This is a genomic window from Pseudomonas sp. CBS (assembly GCF_024734645.1).
GTDB lineage: Bacteria > Pseudomonadota > Gammaproteobacteria > Pseudomonadales > Pseudomonadaceae > Aquipseudomonas.
Genome location: NZ_CP102929.1, coordinates 3,368,254 through 3,390,629 on the forward strand (window position 1 = coordinate 3,368,254; position 22,376 = coordinate 3,390,629).

The following is a 22,376-nucleotide window of genomic DNA, read 5'->3' on the forward strand; positions in this document are numbered from 1 at the left end:
TCGCATTCCCCTCGCCGGTCAGGTGATGGGCCCCTACCTGGCAGCGCTAAACGGCGGTAACCTCGGTAACCGCCGTTTTTTTGTGCCATCTCTGGGGTCTCCATGGAAAGAATCGCCTTTAAACCGCTCCTCCTCGCTGCCGGCCTGCTGGCGTTCATGCCTCTGGCCCAGGCGGCCAGCACCCTGGTCTACTGCTCCGAAGCCAGCCCCGCCGGCTTCGACCCCAGCCAGTACACCAGCGGCACCGATTTCGACGCCTCCGCCGAAACCGTGTTCAACCGCCTGACCCAGTTCAAGCGCGGCGGCACTGAAGTCGAACCCGGCCTGGCGACGAGCTGGGACGTGTCCAAGGACGGCCTGACGTACACCTTCCACCTGCGGGATGGCGTCAAGTTCCACACCACTGACTACTTCACCCCGACCCGGGACTTCAACGCCGACGACGTGGTGTTCACCTTCCAGCGCCTGCTGGATCCCGAGAGCCCGTTCCGCAAAGCCTACCCGTCGGAATCGCCCTACTTCACCGACATGGGCTTGAACACCACCATCAAGAACGTCGAAAAACTCGACGAGCACACCGTGCGCTTCAACCTGAACAACGTTGACGCCTCCTTCGTGCAAAACCTGGCCATGAGCTTCGCCTCGGTGCAGTCCGCCGAATATGCCGCGCAGTTGCTCAAGGAAGGCAAGGCCGCCGATATCAATCAGAAGCCGGTGGGCACCGGGCCGTTTGTGTTCAAGCGGTACCAGAAGGATTCGCAGATTCGCTACAGCGCCAATAAACAGTATTGGAAACCCGACGATGTGAAGCTCGACAACCTGGTGTTCTCGATCACCCCGGATGCCGCCGTGCGCCTGCAGAAGCTCAAGGCCGACGAGTGCCAGGTCAGCGGTTACCCGCGCCCTTCCGACATCGAAGTGATGAAGCAGGACCCCAACCTGCGTGTGCTCCAGCAAGCCGGCTTCAACCTCGGCTTTCTCGCCTACAACGTGACCCATCCGCCACTGGACCAGCTCAAGGTGCGCCAGGCGCTGGACATGGCCATCGACAAGCCAGCAATCATCAAGGCCGTGTACCAGAGTGCCGGACAATTGGCGCAGAACGCCCTGCCTCCGGCGCAGTGGTCTTATGACCCGACGATCAAGGACGCGCCCTACGATCCGGCCAAGGCCCGGGCGCTACTAAAAGAAGCAGGGGTTGCACCAGGTACCACCCTCAACCTGTGGGCGATGACGGTTCAACGTGCGTCGAACCCCAACGCCCGGATGTCGGCGCAGATGATCCAGCAGGATTGGGAAAAGATCGGCATCAAGGCCAATATCGTCAGCTATGAGTGGGGCGAATACATCAAACGCGCCAAAGCCGGCGAGCATGACGTGATGATCTACGGCTGGACCGGCGACAACGGTGACCCGGATAACTGGCTCGGCGTGCTCTACAGTTGTGCTGCGGTGAAGGGCAGTAACTATGCGAAGTGGTGTAACCCGGCCTACGACAAACTCGTGCAGCAGGCCAAGGTCAGCAGCGACCGTGAACAGCGCATCAAGTGGTATCAACAGGCACAGAAAATCCTTAAGGAACAAGTACCTATAACACCTATCGCAAACTCGACGGTTTTCCAGCCCCTTCGAAAGGAAGTACAGGACTTCAAGATCAGTCCATTTGGACTCACACCGTTCTATGGCGTCAGTCTGAATAAGTAACAGCCACGCCCCAACCGGGTGCGCCAGACGCCTCGGTTGGGCATTCCTGGTGCGCCCCTCGCACCGAAAAAACCCCTCAAAAATGCAAAAATGTGTCTGAACTTACACATATGCGACATTCGTGTACGTTCGTACCACTGTTTAGCCGTTGTAGGCTCTCAACATCTTGCATTGGGTATGGGCCCTGCATAAGTATCCGCAGGTCGACTCACGAGGTCGCCCTCACTACCAAAAATGACAACAAATCATGAGGCCAACATGCTTAAACACGCAGTCATTCCGTTATTAGTCAGCGCCGGTTTAATGGCTGCTGCACCTTTCGCCCAAGCGGCGAGCAACCTGGTGTTCTGCTCCGAAGGGAGCCCGGCCGGTTTTGACCCAGGCCAGTACACCACCGGAACAGACTTCGATGCTTCGGCCGAAACCATGTTCAACCGTCTGACCCAGTTTGAGCGCGGCGGCACCGCTGTTGTTCCTGGGCTGGCCACGACCTGGGACGTTTCCCCGGATGGCCTGACGTACACCTTCCACCTTCGTGAAGGCGTCAAGTTCCACACCACCCCGTACTTCAAGCCAACTCGTGAATTTTCGGCTGACGACGTACTGTTCACTTTCAACCGGATGATCAACAAAGACGATCCGTTCCGTAAAGCCTACCCAACCGAGTTTCCGTACTTCACGGACATGGGTATGGACACCAACATCAAGAACATCGAGAAAGTCGACGCCCACACCGTCAAGTTCACCCTTGGCACTGTGGACGCTGCTTTCATCCAGAACCTGGCCATGAGCTTCGCCTCCATCCAGTCGGCTGAATACGCCGCCCAACTGTTGAAGGAAGGCAAGGCACAGGACATCAACCAGAAGCCAATCGGCACTGGTCCGTTCGTGTTCAAGAGCTACCAGAAAGACTCCAACATCCGTTACACCGGCAACAAGGATTACTGGAAGCCTGAAGACGTGAAGATCGACAACCTGATCTTCGCCATCACCACCGACCCGTCGGTGCGTATCCAGAAGCTGAAGAAAAACGAATGCCAGGTGACCCTGTTCCCACGTCCGGCCGACCTCAAGGCGCTGGGTGAAGACAAGGACCTGAAACTGCCGCACCAGGCCGGTTTCAACCTGGGCTACATCGCCTACAACGTAATGCCGGTCCTCAAGGGCCAGACCGCGCCTAACCCGCTGTCGGACATCCGGGTGCGTGAAGCCCTGGACATGTCGGTGAACAAGCAGCAGATCATCGACTCGGTTTACCAGGGCGCAGGCCAGCTGGCCGTCAACGCCATGCCGCCTACCCAGTGGTCCTACGACACCACCATCAAGGATGCGCCGTTCGACGTGACCAAAGCCAAGGCTTTGCTCAAGGAAGCCGGCGTCAAGGAAGGCACCGAGATCACCCTGTGGGCGATGCCGGTCCAGCGTCCGTACAACCCGAACGCCAAGCTGATGGCTGAGATGCTGCAGAACGACTGGAAACAGATCGGCCTGAAAGTGAACATCGTCAGCTACGAGTGGGGCGAGTACATCAAGCGTTCCAAAGGCGGCGAGAACCAGGCCATGATCATTGGCTGGAGCGGCGACAATGGTGACCCGGACAACTGGTTGAACGTGCTGTTCGGCTGCGATTCCCTGGCCGGCAACAACTTCTCCAAGTGGTGCGACAAGAAATTCGACGGCATCGTGAAAGAAGCCAAGGCGACGTCCGACGTAGCCAAACGCACCGAGCTGTACAAGCAGGCGCAACATATCCTCAAAGACGCAGTCCCGATGACACCTATCGCGCACTCGACGGTGTATCAACCCATGCGCAACAACGTGCAGGACTTCAAGATCAGCCCATTTGGCTTGAACTCCTTCTACGGCGTGAGCGTAAGCGGCAAGTAAGGATCACTGGCGGCGACGTTTCATAACGTCGCCGTTATTGCATCCGCCAAGGCCGTAGGAAACAGACCACCTCCGCACACGCTGCCGTCCTACGGCAGCTAACTGCGAATCGCGGCTCCGTTGCCTACAAGGTCTGTCAGATTCGTTGCATTTACTGCCCGGCTCCCGACCCATAACGTCGTGGCACGGCAGAAGCATCGTCTCTGTGGGGCAACTGCCGTTGTGGGATCAGTGTTGTCGCAAGGCCCTGAATGGCCTTGCGATTGCTCACTGACGAAAACAACAAACAAGGATCGGGATTGTCATGCGCCATACCACCGTTCTATCCGCGATATTCGGCACCAGCCTGTTGGCTGTGGCCTCGATGGGCCAGGCTGCCGAGAAAAAGAGCCTGGTGTTTTGCTCCGAAGGCAGCCCGGCTGGCTTCGACACCGCGCAATACACGACGGCCACCGATAACGACGCCGCCGAGCCTATCTACAACCGCCTGGCCGAGTTCGAAAAAGGCGCGACCAATGTCGTACCAGGCCTGGCAACCCGTTGGGATATTTCCGAAGACGGCCTGACCTACACCTTCCACCTGCGCGAAGGGGTGAAATTCCACAGCAACAAGGACTTCAAGCCGACGCGTGATTTCAACGCCGACGACGTGCTGTTCACCTTCAATCGCATGCTTGACCCCGAACACCCGTTCCGCAAGGCCTACCCCACCGAGTTCCCGTACTTCAACGGGATGAGCCTGAACAAGAACATCGCGAAGGTCGAGAAAACCGGCCCGCACACCGTGGTGATGACCTTGAACACGGTCGACGCCGCGTTCATCCAGAACATCGCCATGAGCTTCGCCTCGATCCTGTCGGCTGAATACGCCGACCATTTGCTCAAGACCGGCAAGCCCAGCGACATCAACCAGAAGCCGATCGGCACCGGGCCGTTCGTGTTCCAGCGTTACCAGAAAGACTCGCAGATCCGTTACACCGGCAACAAACAGTACTGGGACCCGAGCCGCGTGAAGCTCGACCAGCTGATTTTTGCGATCAACACCGACGCGTCGGTGCGGGTGCAAAAACTCAAGGCCGGTGAATGCCAGATCACCCTGCACCCGCGCCCGGCCGACGTCGAGGCGCTGAAAGCCGACCCGAACCTGCAACTGCTGACCAAGCCAGGCTTTAACCTCGGCTACATCGCCTATAACGTGCGGCACAAGCCTTTCGACCAGCTCGAAGTACGTCAGGCTTTGGACATGGCGGTGAACAAGCAGAGCATTCTCAACGCCGTGTACCAGGGCGCGGGGCAACTGGCGGTCAACGCCATGCCGCCGACCCAATGGTCTTACGACGACACCATCAAGGACGCCGCCTACAACCCGGAAAAAGCCAAGGAACTGCTCAAGGCTGCCGGCGTGAAGGAAGGCACCGAGATCACCCTGTGGGCGATGCCGGTGCAACGGCCGTACAACCCCAACGCCAAGCTGATGGCCGAAATGCTGCAAAGCGATTGGGCGAAGATTGGTCTCAAGGTCAAGATCGTCAGCTATGAATGGGGCGAGTACATCAAGCGCACCAAGAATGGCGAGCACGATGTCAGCCTGATCGGCTGGACCGGCGACAACGGTGACCCGGACAACTGGCTGGGCACCCTCTACAGCTGCGACGCCATCGGCGGGAACAACTACTCCATGTGGTGTGACCCGGCGTACGACAAGCTGATCAAGCAAGCCAAGGTCGTGACCGACCGCGAACAAAGGACTGTTCTGTACAAACAGGCGCAGCAACTGCTCAAGCAGCAGGTGCCGATCACGCCAGTCGCCCACTCGACGGTCAACCAGCCGTTAAGCGCCAAAGTCGAAGGTTTTAAAGTGAGCCCCTTCGGCCGCAACGTGTTCTCGGGCGTCAGCATTACCCCATAAAAAAATAACCGGATTGCGCAGGGTGAGCATTCACCCTGCTGCAAACGTGCAGCCTTATTTCGGGTTTTACCCTTGGGCAAACGTTTGCAAAGGCTTGAAAGAGTTACACACCCAATAGCCGGTTCACCTAAAAAGACCGGCATTAAAAAGAGAACCAAAGGAGCTTCACCCATGAAACTGAGCAGCACCGCGCTACTGGCCCTGGCCATCAGCAGCATCACGGCTACCGCCTACGCTGAACCTGCAAGCCAGGACTTCGTTCCTACCACACTGGCCGGCACCAGCGCCCAAAGCGAGGCCAAAGGCTTTATCGATGGAGCAAGCCTGGGCGGTACAACCCGCAACTGGTTCTCCAACGAACAACGCTTCCGTGGCAGCAAGTTCACTTACCAGAAGCACGGCGAAGCCCGTACTGACAACTACCGTACCAACTGGGTGCAAGGCACCATCCTCAACGCTACCTCGGGTTTCACCCAAGGCACCGTTGGCGTGAGCACTGAAGTGGCGGTCTACAACGCTGTGGTCCTGGACCGCAGCAAGCGCGACATCAAGGGCGGCTCCAACCGTACCCTGGCTGACTCCGACGGCGACGCTGTAGACCAGTGGAGCAAACTGGGTCTGGCCAACGTCAAGTTCCGTGTCTCGAACACCACCTTGACCGCCGGTCGCCAGAACTTCAGCAGCGGCATCGTCGACACCATCGGCAACCGTGCGCTGCCTTCGAGCTTCGAAGGTGTGAGCTTCAACAGCGAAGAGTTCAGCAACCTGTCGTTCCAGGGCGGCGTGTTTGACCGCGTTTCGCCACGGACCGAGCAGAGCCTGTCGAAATTCCGTACCGAATACGGCAACGGTCGCCAGGAAACCGACAAGGTCAACACCCTGGGCGTCAACTACCAGCCGTTCAAGAGCCTGAAGACCAGCCTGTTCGCCGCCAACGTGGAAGACTTCTGGAACCAGTACTACTTCGGTGCTACCCACGAGCTGGGTGACAGCCAGACCCTGTCCCTGACCACCGGCCTGAACTACTACAAAACCGTCGACGAAGGCAAAAAGTTGATGGGCAAGATCGACAACGACACCTACTCGCTGTCGTTCGGCCTGACCCACCAGGCTCATAGCCTGACCTTCTCGTACCAGGCCGTGAACGGCGACGAGTACTTCGACTACCTGCACGAAACCAACGGCATCTACCTGGCCAACTCCCTGACGTCCGACTTTAACGGTCCGAACGAGAAGTCCTTCCAGATCGCCTACGGCATCAACATGGCCGAATACGGCGTGCCGGGCCTGAAGTTCAACATCTACTCGGCTCGCGGCTGGGGTATCGATGGTACTCACTACACCGGCGACGGCGGCCGGGCTGGCTTTGCCTACAACGGCATTCAGGCCCAGGACGGCGAGAAGCACCAGGAATACGGTGTAGGCGCGGCTTACGCGATCCAGAGCGGCGCACTCAAGGCCACCACCATTCGTGGTACCTACGTGACTCACCGTGCCAGCGCCAACCAGGCTGACGGCAACCTGCGTGAGTTCCGCCTGGTGACCACCATCCCGTTCAACATTCTTTAATCAGCGCCAGGTAAGCGGCGGGCTCAGGACGAGCCCGCCGCTTACGCTTGTCTGGTCCAATCGATTGCAGAGGGCTCTTAGATGAAAATGCTCCCGTTACAAGCTGCCATTGCCGCTGCGCTGTTGAGCGTCGCTGTCGGCATCTCGGCCAAACCGTTGGTCGTCTGCACCGAAGCCAGCCCGGAAGGCTTCGATCCGGTCCTGTACACCACGGCTGTCACCGCCGACGCCGCGGCCGAAACCATGTTCAACCGTCTGGTGGACTTCAAGCCCGGCACCACCGAAGTGATCCCGGCGCTGGCCAAGGACCTGCCGGAAATCAGTGCCGATGGCCTGACCTACACCTTTCACCTGCGTGACGACATCAAGTTCCACACCACCGACTACTTCAAACCCACGCGCAACATGAATGCCGACGACGTGCTCTGGAGTTTCCAGCGCCAGCTGGACCCGAATCACCCGTGGCACAACAAGTCCAACGTGGGCTACCCGTACTTTGAAAGCATGGGCTTCAAGGAACTGCTCAAGAGCGTCACGAAGACCGATGACCACACCGTGGTCTTCACCCTGACCCGCCCTGAAGCACCGTTCCTGGCCGACCTGGCCATGGCGTTTTCCTCGATTCACTCCGCCGAATACGCCGACCAGTTGCTCAAGTCCGGCAAGACCGATGACCTGAACGCCAAGCCCATCGGCACCGGGCCGTTCATCTTCTCGCGCTACGCCAAAGACGCCCAAGTGCGCTTCAAGGCCAACCCGGACTACTTCCGTGGCAAGCCGCCGGCTGACCCGTTGATCCTGGCCATCACCACCGACAGCAACGTGCGCCTGCAAAAGCTCAAAGCCAACGAATGCCAGATCGCGCTGTATCCCAAGCCCGATGACGTGCCGAATGCCAAGGCTGATCCAAACCTGAAAGTCGCGGAACTGGCGGCCATGACCACCAGCTACACCGCCCTGAACACCACCCACAAGTACATGAGCGACGCGCGGGTGCGGCACGCGATCAACATCGCGTTCGACAAGAAAGGCTACAACGAATCCCTGTACGGCAAAGGCAACTCCATCGATGCCACCGGCCCGTACCCGCCAACTCTGCTGGGCTTCAGCGACAAGCTGAAAAACCCGCCGCGTGACCTGGACAAGGCCCGCGCCCTGCTCAAGGAAGCCGGCGTGCCGGAAGGCACCGAGTTCACCCTGTTCACCCGTAACGGCGGCGGCCCGACCAACCCCAATCCGATGCTCGGCGCCCAGCGCATGCAGGCGGACCTGGCGCAGATCGGCCTGAAAGTGAACATCAAGGTCATGGAATGGGGCGAAATGCTCAAACGCGCCAAGAATGGCGAACATGACATGGTCTCCGCCGGCTGGGCGGGGGATAACGGGGACCCGGATAACTTCCTCACCCCGAACTTGAGTTGCGATGCAGCGAAAAACGGCGAAAACTACGCCCGCTGGTGTAACAAAGAGTTTCAAGACTTGATCGACAAGGCACGCGCTATCGCTGAACCCACCCAGCGCGCTGCACTCTATGAACAAGCACTGGACGTTTTCGAAAAGGACCAACCATGGATTCCCATGGCTTACCCGAAAATGTTCACCGCCATGCGTAAAAACGTCGAAGGTTTTACCCAAAGCCCTCTGACTACAAATAACTTCGCCACCACCCAGGTGAAGTAGATAAGAGACGCTCGGCACCGTCGACATTGACGGTGCCGAACCTGCCTAACCGGCTGATTGAGGTACACAACAAGATGTTTAGTTTTATTGCCCGCCGATTGGGGTTATTGATCCCCACGTTTTTCGGCATCACCTTGCTGACGTTCGCGTTGATTCGCATGATCCCAGGCGACCCTGTCGAAGTCATGATGGGCGAACGACGAGTCGACCCCGAGATGCACGCTCAGGCAATGGAACGCCTTGGTCTGAACAAACCGTTATATGCGCAATACCTGGATTATGTCGGCAAGCTCGCCCACGGCGACCTCGGCGAATCCCTGCGTACCCGTACCAGCGTGTGGACTGAATTCACCGCCCTTTTCCCCGCGACCCTGGAACTGTCCATGGCCGCCCTGTTGTTCGCCGGCATCCTGGGGCTGTTAGCCGGGGTGATCGCGGCCTTGAAACGAGGATCCCTGTTCGACCATGGGGTGATGGGCATCTCCCTGGCGGGATATTCGATGCCGATCTTCTGGTGGGGCCTGATCCTGATCATGTTCTTCTCCGTGAGCCTGGGCTGGACGCCAGTGTCGGGACGGATCGACCTGCTCTACGACATCGAGCCGCGCACCGGCTTCATGCTGATCGACACCCTGCTGGCTGACGAGCCGGACGCATTCTGGGATGCCCTGCACCACCTGATCCTGCCAGCCATCGTGCTCGGTACCATCCCGCTGGCCGTTATCGCCCGGATGACCCGTTCGTCGATGCTTGAAGTATTGCGTGAAGATTACATCCGCACCGCCAAGGCCAAAGGCCTGTCGCCGGCGCGCGTGGTGTTCGTCCACGGCCTGCGTAACGCGTTGATCCCGGTACTCACCGTGGTCGGCCTGCAAGTCGGCACGCTGCTGGCCGGTGCGGTCCTGACCGAAACCATCTTCTCGTGGCCCGGCATCGGCAAATGGCTGATTGAAGCCATTGGCGCACGGGACTATCCCGTGGTGCAAAACGGCATCCTGTTAATCGCCTGCCTGGTGATTCTGGTGAACTTCGTGGTGGACATCCTCTACGGCTTCGCCAACCCACGCATCCGTCACCAGCGCTGAGATCATGACCATGACCACACCTACTCCCGCGGTAGCAGTCGATCAAAGCCTGCTGTACCCGTCCCCGTACAAAGAATTCTGGCAAGCCTTCTCCAAGAACAAAGGCGCGGTTGCCGGCCTGCTGTTCATGTTGCTGGTGGTGTTTTGCGCGCTGTTCGCCCCTTGGGTGGCCCCGCACAACCCGAGCGAGCAATACCGTGACTTCCTGCTGACCCCTCCGGCCTGGCTGGAAGGTGGGCAGATCCAGTTCCTGCTGGGCACCGATGAACTGGGCCGTGACCTGCTGTCGCGCCTGATCCAGGGTTCGCGCCTGTCCTTGCTGATCGGCTTGTCGTCGGTGGTGATGTCGCTGATCCCGGGGATCCTGCTGGGCCTGTTCGCCGGTTTCTTCCCGCGCCTGCTTGGCCCGACCATCATGCGTCTGATGGACATCATGCTGGCCCTGCCATCGCTGCTGCTGGCTGTGGCCATTGTCGCGATCCTCGGCCCTGGCCTGATCAACACCGTGATCGCCATCGCGATCGTGTCGTTGCCGTCCTACGTCCGCCTGACCCGCGCTGCGGTGATGGGCGAACTGAACCGTGACTACGTGACCGCCGCGCGCCTCGCCGGCGCCGGCCTGCCGCGCCTGATGTTCGTCACCGTGCTGCCGAACTGCATGGCGCCGCTGATCGTTCAGGCCACCCTGAGTTTCTCCTCGGCAATTCTCGATGCTGCAGCCCTGGGCTTCCTGGGCCTTGGCGTACAACCGCCAACCCCGGAGTGGGGCACCATGCTGGCTTCGGCCCGCGACTACATCGAACGCGCCTGGTGGGTCGTGAGCCTGCCTGGTTTGACCATTTTGCTCAGCGTGCTGGCAATCAACCTGATGGGCGACGGGCTGCGCGATGCGCTGGACCCGAAACTCAAGAATGCCGCCTGAGGAGATTCCCATGTCACTACTAGAAATCAAGAATCTCAATGTCCGCTTCGGCGACAAGACCGCCGTACCGGTGGTCGATGGCCTCGACATCTCCGTCGACAAAGGCGAAGTACTGGCAATCGTTGGCGAGTCGGGTTCGGGTAAATCCGTGACCATGATGGCGCTGATGGGCCTGATCGAGCACCCAGGCATCGTCACCGCCGACGCCCTGAACTTCGACGGCAAGGACATGCTCAAGCTGAGCAACCGCCAGCGCCGGCAGATCGTCGGTAAAGACCTGGCGATGGTCTTCCAGGACCCGATGACCGCCCTGAACCCCAGCTACACCGTGGGTTTCCAGATCGAAGAAGTGCTGCGCCTGCATTTGAAAATGTCCGGCAAGCAAGCGCGCAAGCGTGCCATCGAACTGCTCGAAAAGGTGGAAATCCCGGGCGCTGCCAGCCGTATGGATGCCTACCCACACCAGTTGTCCGGTGGTATGAGCCAGCGTGTGGCGATCGCCATGGCCATCGCCGGCGAGCCGAAACTGCTGATCGCCGATGAACCGACTACTGCGCTCGACGTGACCATCCAGGCCCAGATCATGGACCTGCTGCTGGCCTTGCAGAAAGAGCAGAACATGGGCCTGGTGCTGATCACCCACGACCTCGCGGTGGTGGCTGAAACCGCCCAGCGCGTGTGCGTGATGTACGCCGGCCAAGCCGTGGAAGTCGGCCAGGTGCCGCAGTTGTTCGACATCCCGGCGCACCCGTACAGCGAAGCGCTGCTCAAGGCGATTCCCGAGCACAGCCTGGGCGCCACGCGCCTGGCCACGCTGCCGGGTATCGTTCCCGGCCGTTATGACCGCCCGCAGGGTTGCCTGCTGTCGCCACGCTGCCCGTATGTGCAGGAATCCTGCCGCGCCCAACGCCCGGGCCTTGACCCGAAAAGCAACAGCCTCGCCCGCTGCTTCTACCCGCTGAATCAGGAGGTGGCGTAATGGCCGTCGTACTTACCGCCCGCGACCTGACCCGTCACTACGAAGTTTCCCGTGGCCTGTTCAAGGGCCACGCCCTGGTGCGTGCGCTCAATGGTGTGTCGTTCGAGCTGGAAGCTGGCAAGACCCTCGCGGTCGTGGGCGAATCCGGTTGCGGCAAATCCACCCTGGCCCGCGCCCTGACGCTGATCGAAGAACCGTCTTCCGGCTCGCTGAAAATCGCAGGGCAAGAAGTGGCCGGCGCCGACAAGGCCCAGCGCAAGCAGTTGCGCAAAGACGTGCAGATGGTGTTCCAGAGCCCGTACGCCTCGCTGAACCCGCGCCAGAAGGTCGGTGACCAACTGGGCGAGCCGCTGCTGATCAACACCAACCTGTCCGCCGCCGAACGCCGCGAAAAGGTCCAGGCGATGATGAAGCAAGTGGGCCTGCGCCCTGAGCACTATCAGCGCTACCCGCACATGTTCTCCGGTGGCCAGCGCCAGCGGATCGCACTGGCCCGGGCAATGATGCTGCAACCGAAAGTGCTGGTGGCGGATGAACCGACCTCGGCGTTGGACGTGTCGATCCAGGCTCAGGTGCTGAACTTGTTCATGGATTTGCAGCAGGAATTCAACACCGCCTACGTGTTCATCTCCCACAACCTCGCGGTGGTGCAACACGTCGCCGATGACGTGATGGTGATGTACCTCGGGCGCCCGGTGGAAGTGGGTCCGAAGGAAGACATCTATGCGCGCCCGCTGCACCCGTACACCCAGGCGCTGCTGTCGGCGACCCCGACCATTCACCCGGACCCGAACAAGCCGAAGATCAAGATCGTCGGCGAGCTGCCCAACCCACTGAACCCGCCGTCTGGCTGCGCCTTCCACAAGCGCTGCCCGTATGCGACCCAGCTGTGCAGTACCGACGAGCCGGCGTTGCTACCACTGGACAATCGCCAGGTGGCGTGCCACTACGCGGAACAGTTCGTGGTCTGACCCGCAAAAAAATGCCCTGGGGTTGAGTCCAGGGCATCGACTGTGTTCTACAGCCCCTCTCGCCGGATAGCGCATCTGTCCGGCAAGAGGGGCTTTTTTTTCAGTGCAACTCAGGTATCGCTGTCACCATCACCCGCATCGCTATCATCGTCATCCGGGGGTGTTTGTTGATCATCATCCTTGGAGCCGCCCTGGTCCTCGTCACCAGGCTCGGATTCACTTTTGGCCAGCTGCAAACCACCTGCCTGTACCGTCTTCGCTGCCACAAACCCCGTGGAATGGCTTTGCACGGCCGTAGTGGCCCACGCGGAGGACATGCCCAGCGACAACATCACCAGCACTTTGAGCAACAGCACCACACGTTGAAAGATACTCATGGTCGATTTCCGTCCAGTCAGTAAGTAAATCCCGCACGACAGCCTTTTTCCGCCGCCAGCGTTGAAGTTAGTCCCCATGGAGGGTTTTCGCCAGCGCAGTCCGGCGGCGCACTCAACTATTGCCATCATCGTAGGTTTGGCTGTCTTCACCCTCGTTATCCGGGTTTTCGGCGTCATCGCTGCTGGTGGTGCTGGTTTGTGGCTTCCAGCTGCCGGAGTTGCTTTCCTTGGTGCCGCTGGTCTTGCCTGTGTCCTTCCAGGTCTGGTCTCCTGTAGCGGCCAATAGCATCTCGCCCTGTGCCGGCTGATGCGCCCAGGCTGACGATATGCCCAGGGACGTCAGTGCCAGCACTTTCAATAACAACACGACCTGCGGTAGAACACGCATGCTTATTTTCCTCCTGCTGGTGGGTACATCCCGTACTCAAGACGCTAGTCTCAATGCGCGTGTTTCGCCAATAGAGCTTGAGTATGTGCATACCTTGTGCGGAGGGCTCGGGTGGGTTGGGTTGAGTACATATCCATTTCTTCGGTAACGGCGGCTTATGGTTCCGCTCTTACAGCGGCTCACTTTGGAAAAGCCCCAAAGTAAGCAAAGGGCTCTGCCCCGCCTGTCGGCACCTCGCCTAGGCTCGGTGTTCCCTCACTCCGGCATTGCTCCGCGGGCCGCCGCGACGGGCCATCCATGGCCCGGCGCGGCTAAACCGGCGTCCTGCCGGTTTACCCGCTCCGCAATACCTGCGTTCGGCCTCGGGCTTATTGGGGCAGTCAGATCAAAATCAAAAGCAAAAGCACAGCGGCCTCCCGGCCGGCTTGAGTGTTAAAAGCAAAAGCAAAAACCAGAGCGAAAACAAATCTGCTTTTCTGTGGGAGCGGGCTTGCTCGCGAAAAACCTGAGAGCGCCGCGTTCATCCAGAATGCCCGCGTCATCGTTAACGACCTTCGCGAGCAAGCCCGCTCCCACATTTTTTGGACCGTGCCCGCTTTAGCTTTTGATTTTGCTCTTCAACACTCAAGCCGGCCGGGAGGCCGCTGTGCTTTTGCTTTTGCTTTTGCTTTTGATCTTGATCTTAGGCGCCCCGTTAAACCACGCTGGCCGAACGCAGGCCTTGGAGCGTGGGTAACCTGGCAGGACGCCAGGTTAGCCGTCCTGGGCCAGGGATGGCCCAGGACGGCGGCCCACGGTCCAAAGCCGGAGTGAGGGCACACCGAGCCTAGGCGAGGTGCCGAGTGGTGGGGCAAGAGCGTTTTGCTTACTTTTGCGCTCTTCAAAAGTGAGCCGCTGTAAGAGCGGAACCATAAGCGGCCATCACCCAAATAACGGATATACACCCCACCTAACCCTTCCCACACAAAAAAGGGCGAAGCCATGACAGCTTCGCCCTTTCGCCCACCGCTAACCCTTAATGGTGTTCGCGAGTCGCGCGGAATTTCACATCCGGCCAGCGCTCTTCCATCAGCGCCAGGTTGACCCGGGTCGGGGCCAGGTAGGTCAGGTGACCACCACCGTCAATCGCGAGGTTTTCCACCGCCTTGATCTTGAACTCTTCCAGCTTCTTCTTATCGCTGCAATCAATCCAGCGCGCGGAGTACACGGTAATCGGCTCGTAGGAGCATTCCACCTTGTATTCCTCTTTCAGACGACTGGCCACCACATCGAACTGCAGCACACCAACGGCGCCAAGGATGATGTCGTTGCTGCGCTCCGGGAAGAACACCTGGGTGGCGCCCTCTTCCGCCAACTGCTGCAAACCCTGGCGCAGTTGCTTGGATTTCAACGGGTCACGCAGGCGCACGCGGCGGAACAATTCCGGAGCGAAGTGCGGGATACCGGTGAAGCCCAGTACTTCGCCTTCGGTGAACGTGTCGCCGATCTGGATGGTGCCGTGGTTGTGCAAGCCGATGATGTCGCCGGCAAACGCTTCTTCCAGCTGCTCACGCTCGGACGAGAAGAACGTCAGGGCGTCGCCGATGCGCACGTCCTTGCCGGTGCGCACGTGGCGCATCTTCATGCCTTTTTCGTATTTGCCGGAGCAGATGCGCATAAAGGCGATGCGGTCACGGTGTTTCGGGTCCATGTTCGCCTGGATCTTGAACACGAAGCCGGCAAACTTCTCTTCCACCGGTTCAACGGTACGCTCGTTGGCAACACGGGCCAGCGGCTTGGGTGCCCAATTGACCACGGCATCAAGCACGTGATCGACACCGAAGTTGCCCAGGGCAGTACCGAAGAACACCGGCGTCAGCTGGCCATCGAGGAATTCCTGCTGGTTGAACTCGTGGCAAGCGCCCTGCACCAGTTCCAGCTGGTCGACAAACCGGTCGTACTCGTCACCCAGGTGGGCGCGGGCTTCGTCGGAGTCGAGCTTCTCGATGATTTTCACATCGGTCCGTTCGTGGCCATGGCCGGCGGTGTACACAATGATGTAGTCGTCGGCCAGGTGGTACACGCCCTTGAAGTCGCGATAGCAACCAATCGGCCAGGTGATCGGCGCGGCCTTGATCTTCAGGACGGCTTCGATTTCGTCCAGCAGTTCGATCGGGTCGCGGATGTCACGGTCGAGTTTGTTGATAAAGCTGACAATCGGCGTGTCCCGCAGGCGGCAGACGTCCATCAGCGCGATGGTCCGTGGCTCAACGCCTTTACCGCCATCGAGGACCATCAGTGCCGAGTCCACTGCGGTCAGGGTGCGGTAGGTGTCTTCGGAGAAGTCTTCGTGGCCCGGGGTGTCGAGCAGGTTGATCATGTGGTCGCGATACGGGAACTGCATGACCGACGTGGTAATGGAAATACCACGCTGCTTTTCCATTTCCATCCAGTCGGAGGTGGCATGGCGGTCGGATTTACGGGATTTCACCGTGCCGGCCACCGCGATCGCCTTGCCCATCAGCAACAGCTTTTCGGTGATGGTGGTTTTACCGGCATCGGGGTGGGAAATAATGGCGAAAGTGCGGCGTTTCGCGACTTCGGCGGCCTGGTGGGTCATGGGAAATCGCCTGGCAGGTGAGTCAAAAAAGGGCGGCGAGTATAGCGCAAACCCGGGGTTACAGACCACCGTTCACCCCATTGGGGGTGGCTAATTGCTGCCAAGTATGGAACCTTTTAAAAGGTAGAGACGTCCACTCCCCTGCTATCGCACTCGTAACAGGGGCTGAAAAATCAGCAAGTTAGCCTGACGAGGCTGCGCTCATGGCTCGACCTCATACCGCGTTGCCGGTATTGGCGAGCTGCATTTCGCGACCACATTCAGAGGCAGCCAGTAATGGCATTGCCGCTCGGAAATGTGTTCGCCGACAGAAGAAAAAAGGAGTCCGCCTGTGGCTATTCGCTATGGCAAAGGGCTTATAGGAGGAGCGGTTGTCGTCGCTCTCCTGGCCCTGCTGGTCCACTGGATCGGCATCAACACGATCGAACTGTACCGCGACGATTTGTTGTTTTACCTGCAAGCTCACTTGATCCTCGTCCTGGTTTCGATGCTGGCCGCCCTGATCGTAGGGATTCCCGCCGGTATCCTGCTCAGCCGACCCAACATGGTCGGGCGCGCAGAACGCTTCATGCAGATCTTCAACATCGGCAATACCGTCCCTCCCTTGGCCGTACTGGCCATCGCCCTCGGTGTCCTTGGCATCGGCAGCGGCCCCGCGATCTTCGCGCTGTTCCTCGCCTCGTTGCTGCCCATCGTGCGCAACACTTATGAAGGCCTGAAAAACGTTCAAGGTTCCCTGAAAGAAGCCGCCGTCGGCATCGGCATGACGCCGCGCCAGGTGCTGTTTCGCGTGGAACTGCCCAACGCCGTGCCGATCATCATCGGCGGTGTGCGCGTCGCGCTGGCGATCAACGTCGGTACCGCGCCCCTGGCGTTCCTGATTGGCGCCAATAGCCTGGGCAGCCTGATTTTCCCCGGCATCGCCCTGAACAATCAGCCGCAACTGCTGCTCGGCGCTGCGTGCACCGCGCTGCTGGCCTTGCTGCTCGACGGTCTGGTGACCATGGCCAGCCGCCTTTGGCTGGAACGCGGGTTGCGTCCGTCTTAAGGCTTTGGCCCCGTCTTGGGCCTGAAACAGGAACTCACATGAAAAAACTGACATTGATATTGAGCTGCGTCCTGCTGTTCGCAGGGTTTGCGCAAGCCGCTGAAAAACCGGTCATTCGTATCGGCGCCCGGGTGTTCACTGAACAGACCCTGCTCGCCGAAATCACTTCCCAGTACCTGCGCACCAAGGGTTACGACACCCGTGTGACCGGCGGCCTGGGCAGCAACCTGGCGCGCAGTGCCCAGGAAAGCGGGCAACTGGACCTGATCTGGGAATACACCGGTGTGTCGCTGGTGGCCTACAACCATGTCGACGAGAAGCTCGATAGCGAACAGTCCTACGCCCGGGTGAAAGAACTCGATGCGAAAAAAGGCCTGGTCTGGCTCTCCCCGTCGAAATTCAGCAACACCTACGCCCTGGCCCTGCCAGAGAACGTGGCCAAGGAATTCCCGCAGATCAACAGCATCAGCGACCTGACTGCGGCACTGGCCGAGAAAACCAAGGAAAACCGCCTGGTGGCCCTGGACACCGAGTTCGCCAACCGTTCCGACGGCATGGCCGGCATGGTCAAGCTGTACGAGATGAACCTGACCCGCAAAAACACCCGCCAGATGGACGCCGGCCTGGTTTACACCGCGCTGCGTAATGGCCAGGTGTTTGCCGGTTTGGTCTACACCACCGACGGTCGCCTGAACGCCTTCAAATTGAAGCTGCTGGAAGACGACAAGCATTACTTCCCGGACTACACCGCCGCGCCGGTGGTGCGTCAGGTTTACCTCGACGCTCACCCGCAACTGGCCGCTGATCTCAAGCCGTTGGCTGCGCTGTTCGACGACGCAACCATGCGCCAGCTGAATGCGCGGGTCGACGTCGACCATGAAAGCCCATCCGCTGTGGCCGCAGATTTCCTGCGCCAGCATCCGATCAACTAAGAGGAGAAGACATGGAATTCCTGAACGCCTTTTCCCATCTTGATTGGGCACTCGTCCTGCAACTGACCTGGCAGCACATCACCCTGGTCGGCATTGCAGTAATCCTGGCAATCGTCGTAGGCGTGCCGCTGGGCGTGCTGATGACCCGCTTCCCGACCCTCGCTGGCCCGTTGCAAGCCAGCGCCACCGTGCTGCTGACCGTGCCGTCGATTGCGCTGTTCGGCCTGCTGCTGCCGTTCTACTCCAAATTCGGCCAGGGCCTGGGGCCGATGCCGGCGATCACCGCCGTGTTCCTCTATTCCCTGCTGCCTATCATGCGTAACACCTACCTCGCCCTCACCGGCGTTGAACCCGGCATCCGCGAAGCCGCCAAAGGCATCGGCATGACCTTCGGCCAGCGCCTGCGCATGGTCGAACTGCCGATTGCCGTGCCGGTGATCCTCGCCGGTGTGCGCACCGCCGTGGTGATGAACATTGGTGTGATGACCATCGCCGCCACCATCGGCGCCGGTGGCCTGGGTGTACTTATTCTGGCTTCCATCAGCCGCAGCGACATGTCGATGCTGATCGTTGGCGCCGTACTGGTCAGTCTCCTGGCCATCTTCGCCGACCTGCTTCTGCAATGGCTGCAACGCACGCTGACTCCAAAAGGACTGCTCAAATGATCGAACTTCAAAACCTGACCAAGACCTTCCAAAGCAACGGCAAGACCATCACCGCCGTTGATTCCGTAAGCCTGACCGTCAACGAAGGCGAAATTTGCGTGTTCCTCGGCCCGTCGGGCTGCGGCAAGAGCACCACGCTGAAAATGATCAACCGCCTGATCAAGCCGACCTCCGGCAAGATCCTGATCAACGGCGAAGACACCACCGACCTCGACGAAGTGACCCTGCGTCGCAACATCGGCTATGTGATCCAGCAGATCGGTCTGTTCCCGAACATGACCATCGAAGAGAACATCGTGGTGGTGCCCAAGCTGCTGGGCTGGGACAAGCAGAAATGCCACGACCGCGCCCGCGAATTGATGAGCATGATCAAGCTGGAACCCAAGCAGTACCTGCACCGCTACCCGCGTGAACTGTCTGGCGGCCAGCAACAGCGGATCGGCGTGATCCGCGCCCTGGCGGCGGATGCACCGTTGCTGCTGATGGATGAGCCGTTCGGCGCGGTCGACCCGATCAACCGCGAGATGATCCAGAACGAGTTCTTCGAGATGCAGCGCGCGCTGAACAAGACTGTGATCATGGTCAGCCACGACATCGACGAAGCCATCAAGCTGGGCGACAAGATCGCGATCTTCCGTGCCGGCAAGCTGCTGCAGATCGATCACCCGGACACCCTGCTGGCCCACCCTGCCGACGAGTTCGTCAGCAATTTCGTTGGCCAGGACAGCACCCTCAAGCGCCTGTTGCTGGTGAAGGCTGAAGATGCGGCGGACAACGCACCGTCGGTCAGCCCGGAGACGCCGGTGGCGGACGCCCTGGAGCAGATGGACGAGCTGGACCGTCGCTACGTGGTGGTGACCGATGCCGAGAACAAGGCACTGGGTTATGTGCGACGTCGCGACCTGCATCGTCAGACCGGTACCTGCGGCCAATACCTGCGCGAGTTCAACGCCACGGCGGCGTACGACGAGCATTTGCGCATCCTGTTGTCGCGCATGTACGAGTTCAACCGCTCGTGGTTGCCGGTGATGGATGCGGAGCGGGTGTTCCTGGGGGAAGTCACCCAGGAGTCGATTGCCGAGTACCTGAGTTCCGGTAAGTCCCGTGGGGGCAAGACCAGTATTGTGTCGCCTGCCGAGACAGCGCTCGCATGACCTGACACAGCGCGGTTCAAATTGTGGGAGCGGGCTTGCTCGCGAAGGCGGAGTGTCAGTCACCGGATGCATTGGCTGATACACCGCCTTCGCGAGCAAGCCCGCTCCCACATTGGATCTTCACTGTGCCTGCAACACGTCAAATTGCCCCTCCCGGGGAACATCAATCCGTCATACCGGTCGGTTACATAAGTAGCTGCACGCGGCCTCACGACGAACGCGTGCAAAAACGCGACATTTTTAGTTGATCTATAGCCCCTCACGTCCTAAAGTTCGCGCCGAACGTCCATGCTGGAAACGATCCATCCGGCTCAAGTACTGACGACGAGACAGCAAGGCCAAGGGAAGCGGTTGATCCCATGGCCTTTTTGCTTTCGGCGACATGCCTTGGGAAGTAGGCGAACCAAAGTGGGGATACGGAGGACGTTCATTTGCACCCATTGATCAATTTAGTTTGCCAGTAGGAGTTCCCAGCATGTCGATCCAGGTCGAAGACTATTTCGCGCGCGCCACTTTTGACAAAATGAAGGCGTTCGCTGACACCCAGGAAACCCCGTTCGTGGTGATCGACACCGCGATGATCAGCCAGGCCTACGATGACCTGCGCGCCGGTTTCGAATTCGCCAAGGTGTACTACGCCGTCAAGGCCAACCCGGCCGTCGAGATCATCGACCTGCTCAAAGACAAGGGTTCGAGCTTCGACATCGCGTCGATCTACGAGCTGGACAAGGTCATGGACCGCGGCGTCAGCCCTGACCGTATCAGCTACGGCAACACCATCAAGAAATCCAAAGACATCCGCTACTTCTACGAGAAAGGCGTGCGCCTGTTCTCCACCGACTCCGAAGCCGACCTGCGCAACATCGCCAAGGCCGCCCCGGGTTCGAAAGTGTATGTGCGCATCCTCACCGAAGGGTCGACCACGGCCGACTGGCCGCTGTCGCGCAAATTCGGCTGCCAGACCGACATGGCCATGGACCTGCTGATCCTCGCTCGCGACCTGGGCCTGGTGCCTTACGGCATCTCCTTCCACGTCGGCTCGCAACAGCGTGATATCAGCGTGTGGGACGCGGCGATCGCCAAGGTCAAAGTGATCTTCGAGCGCCTGAAGGAAGAAGACGGCATCCACCTCAAGCTGATCAACATGGGCGGTGGCTTCCCGGCCAACTACATCACCCGTACCAACAGCCTGGAAACCTACGCCGAGGAAATCATCCGCTTCCTCAAGGAAGATTTCGGTGACGACCTGCCGGAAATCATCCTGGAGCCGGGCCGTTCGTTGATCGCCAACGCCGGCATCCTGGTCAGCGAAGTGGTACTGGTTGCGCGTAAATCCCGCACCGCCGTCGAGCGTTGGGTATACACCGACGTGGGCAAATTCTCCGGCCTGATCGAAACCATGGATGAAGCCATCAAGTTCCCGATCTGGACCGAGAAGAAAGGCGAGATGGAAGAAGTGGTCATCGCGGGCCCGACCTGCGACAGCGCCGACATCATGTACGAGAACTACAAGTACGGCCTGCCGCTGAACCTGGCGATTGGTGACCGGATGTACTGGTTGTCTACCGGTGCGTACACCACCAGCTACAGCGCTGTTGAGTTCAACGGCTTCCCGCCGTTGAAATCGTTCTACCTGTAAACGCACGCCCTGATCGTTCCCACGCTCTGCGTGGGAACGCATCCGGTGACGCTCTGCGTCACGCGGTTAGAGCGGACGCAGAGCGTCCAGGGCGGCATTTCCACCCAGAGCGTGGGAACGATCAAGTTCAATCGCATGCGCTTGATAAATCTCGGCCATCGCCCGTATCTGCGGGTCATTGGCGGCAGACAACGCCTTGTGCGCCACCCGCAAGAACTTCAAATTCCCGCCCGCCAGTGCCTTGCGCAACCATTCCAGTGCCGTTTCTATCTCGCCCCGGTCCGCCAACACCGCCGCATAACTGAACTGCCCGCGAAAATCCCCGCCTTCCGCTGACCGGCGATACCACGCCACCGCCGCCTCCAGATCCCTCGGGCAGAACTGCCCTTCTTCCAGATAACGCCCCAGCAGGTTCATCGACTTGGCATGACCCAGTTCCGCCGCCTGTCGATAACACGCCAGCGCCTGGTTTTGATCCTCGGCAACCCCGCGCCCGGTCGCCAGCAGGTTGGCGTAGTTGTACAAGCCCCAATCCAGCCCGGCCTCCGCCGCCAGCCGATATTCCCGGGCCGCCGCCACGGCATCTGCCCCACAACCCCAACCATGCTCCAGGCAACGCCCTAGCATGTTGCGCGCCATCAAATGCCCACCGTGGGCCGCGATCCGGAACCAGCGCACCGCCAGCGCTTCATCGCGTTCGATGCCGCGCCCTTCCAGCAGGATTTGCCCGAGCAGCGCCTGGGCATCCACAACGCCCTCTTTCGCGGCGATCAAAATCGCCTGGGCGGCGCGCACCGGGGAATCGTCGAGCATGGCCTGTAATTGCTCAACGTTGAGGACTTCTTCACGGCGCAATAAAAAGCCCACG

At 59.7% G+C, this 22,376-nt stretch carries 18 protein-coding genes; 14 read left to right on the forward strand and 4 right to left on the reverse strand.

The window, feature by feature from the left end:
- The first annotated feature begins 102 nt into the window (after positions 1–102).
- The 9 genes from NVB75_RS15315 (at position 103) to NVB75_RS15355 (ending at position 12,706) form a co-directional block, all read left to right on the forward strand.
- Positions 103–1,704 (forward strand): ABC transporter substrate-binding protein, encoded by a 1,602-nt coding sequence (locus NVB75_RS15315; protein WP_258348086.1) that lies wholly within the window; start codon positions 103–105, stop codon positions 1,702–1,704.
- Between the two features lie 258 nt (positions 1,705–1,962).
- Entirely contained in the window at positions 1,963–3,591 is a 1,629-nt protein-coding gene (locus NVB75_RS15320) for an ABC transporter substrate-binding protein (RefSeq protein ID WP_177077925.1), read from the forward strand.
- Positions 3,592–3,955: 364 nt separating this feature from the next.
- Positions 3,956–5,500: an ABC transporter substrate-binding protein gene (locus NVB75_RS15325; RefSeq protein WP_375378947.1), complete on the forward strand. Its 1,545-nt coding sequence runs from the start codon at positions 3,956–3,958 to the stop codon at positions 5,498–5,500.
- Between the two features lie 171 nt (positions 5,501–5,671).
- The gene (locus NVB75_RS15330) at positions 5,672–7,069 is read left to right on the forward strand and encodes an OprD family porin (protein ID WP_258348115.1); all 1,398 of its coding nucleotides are present in this window, start codon (positions 5,672–5,674) and stop codon (positions 7,067–7,069) included.
- A gap of 81 nt (positions 7,070–7,150) precedes the next feature.
- Positions 7,151–8,749: an ABC transporter substrate-binding protein gene (locus NVB75_RS15335; protein ID WP_258348117.1), complete on the forward strand. Its 1,599-nt coding sequence runs from the start codon at positions 7,151–7,153 to the stop codon at positions 8,747–8,749.
- A 74-nt stretch (positions 8,750–8,823) separates the two neighbouring features.
- Positions 8,824–9,834, forward strand: coding sequence for an ABC transporter permease subunit (locus NVB75_RS15340; RefSeq protein ID WP_003215992.1), 1,011 nt, complete (start codon positions 8,824–8,826; stop codon positions 9,832–9,834).
- 10 nt (positions 9,835–9,844) lie between these two features.
- On the forward strand, positions 9,845–10,756 hold the full coding sequence (locus NVB75_RS15345; protein WP_003215991.1) for an ABC transporter permease subunit: 912 nt from the start codon (positions 9,845–9,847) through the stop codon (positions 10,754–10,756).
- A gap of 10 nt (positions 10,757–10,766) precedes the next feature.
- Positions 10,767–11,735 carry an ABC transporter ATP-binding protein gene (locus NVB75_RS15350; protein WP_008437263.1) on the forward strand — a complete coding sequence of 323 codons (969 nt, stop codon included), beginning with the start codon at positions 10,767–10,769 and terminating at the stop codon, positions 11,733–11,735.
- Positions 11,735–12,706 (forward strand): peptide ABC transporter ATP-binding protein, encoded by a 972-nt coding sequence (locus NVB75_RS15355; protein ID WP_258348128.1) that lies wholly within the window; start codon positions 11,735–11,737, stop codon positions 12,704–12,706. Before NVB75_RS15350 ends, NVB75_RS15355 begins: the two co-directional genes overlap by 1 nt.
- A gap of 110 nt (positions 12,707–12,816) precedes the next feature.
- On the opposite strand, the gene NVB75_RS15360 is transcribed toward NVB75_RS15355, so the two are convergent.
- From NVB75_RS15360 to NVB75_RS15370, 3 genes are all read right to left on the reverse strand, one after another.
- Positions 12,817–13,083: a hypothetical protein gene (locus NVB75_RS15360; protein WP_258348130.1), complete on the reverse strand. Its 267-nt coding sequence runs from the start codon at positions 13,081–13,083 to the stop codon at positions 12,817–12,819.
- 112 nt (positions 13,084–13,195) lie between these two features.
- Positions 13,196–13,471: a hypothetical protein gene (locus tag NVB75_RS15365; protein WP_258348140.1), complete on the reverse strand. Its 276-nt coding sequence runs from the start codon at positions 13,469–13,471 to the stop codon at positions 13,196–13,198.
- A 1,015-nt stretch (positions 13,472–14,486) separates the two neighbouring features.
- Positions 14,487–16,070, reverse strand: a complete 1,584-nt coding sequence (locus NVB75_RS15370) for a peptide chain release factor 3 (protein ID WP_010175060.1) — start codon at positions 16,068–16,070, stop codon at positions 14,487–14,489.
- 295 nt (positions 16,071–16,365) lie between these two features.
- Here NVB75_RS15370 and NVB75_RS15375 point away from each other — a divergent pair, with 295 nt between their 5' ends.
- From NVB75_RS15375 to NVB75_RS15395, 5 genes are all read left to right on the forward strand, one after another.
- Positions 16,366–17,118 (forward strand): ABC transporter permease, encoded by a 753-nt coding sequence (locus NVB75_RS15375; RefSeq protein WP_232920563.1) that lies wholly within the window; start codon positions 16,366–16,368, stop codon positions 17,116–17,118.
- A gap of 38 nt (positions 17,119–17,156) precedes the next feature.
- Entirely contained in the window at positions 17,157–18,050 is an 894-nt protein-coding gene (locus NVB75_RS15380) for a glycine betaine ABC transporter substrate-binding protein (protein ID WP_258348144.1), read from the forward strand.
- A gap of 11 nt (positions 18,051–18,061) precedes the next feature.
- The gene (locus NVB75_RS15385; protein WP_010175055.1) at positions 18,062–18,715 is read left to right on the forward strand and encodes an ABC transporter permease; all 654 of its coding nucleotides are present in this window, start codon (positions 18,062–18,064) and stop codon (positions 18,713–18,715) included.
- Entirely contained in the window at positions 18,712–19,869 is a 1,158-nt protein-coding gene (locus tag NVB75_RS15390) for a betaine/proline/choline family ABC transporter ATP-binding protein (protein WP_008437274.1), read from the forward strand. Before NVB75_RS15385 ends, NVB75_RS15390 begins: the two co-directional genes overlap by 4 nt.
- A gap of 475 nt (positions 19,870–20,344) precedes the next feature.
- The gene (locus NVB75_RS15395; protein ID WP_003215969.1) at positions 20,345–21,508 is read left to right on the forward strand and encodes a type III PLP-dependent enzyme; all 1,164 of its coding nucleotides are present in this window, start codon (positions 20,345–20,347) and stop codon (positions 21,506–21,508) included.
- A 66-nt stretch (positions 21,509–21,574) separates the two neighbouring features.
- On the opposite strand, the gene NVB75_RS15400 is transcribed toward NVB75_RS15395, so the two are convergent.
- On the reverse strand, positions 21,575–22,375 hold the full coding sequence (locus NVB75_RS15400; protein ID WP_258348147.1) for a tetratricopeptide repeat protein: 801 nt from the start codon (positions 22,373–22,375) through the stop codon (positions 21,575–21,577).
- Position 22,376 lies beyond the last annotated feature (1 nt).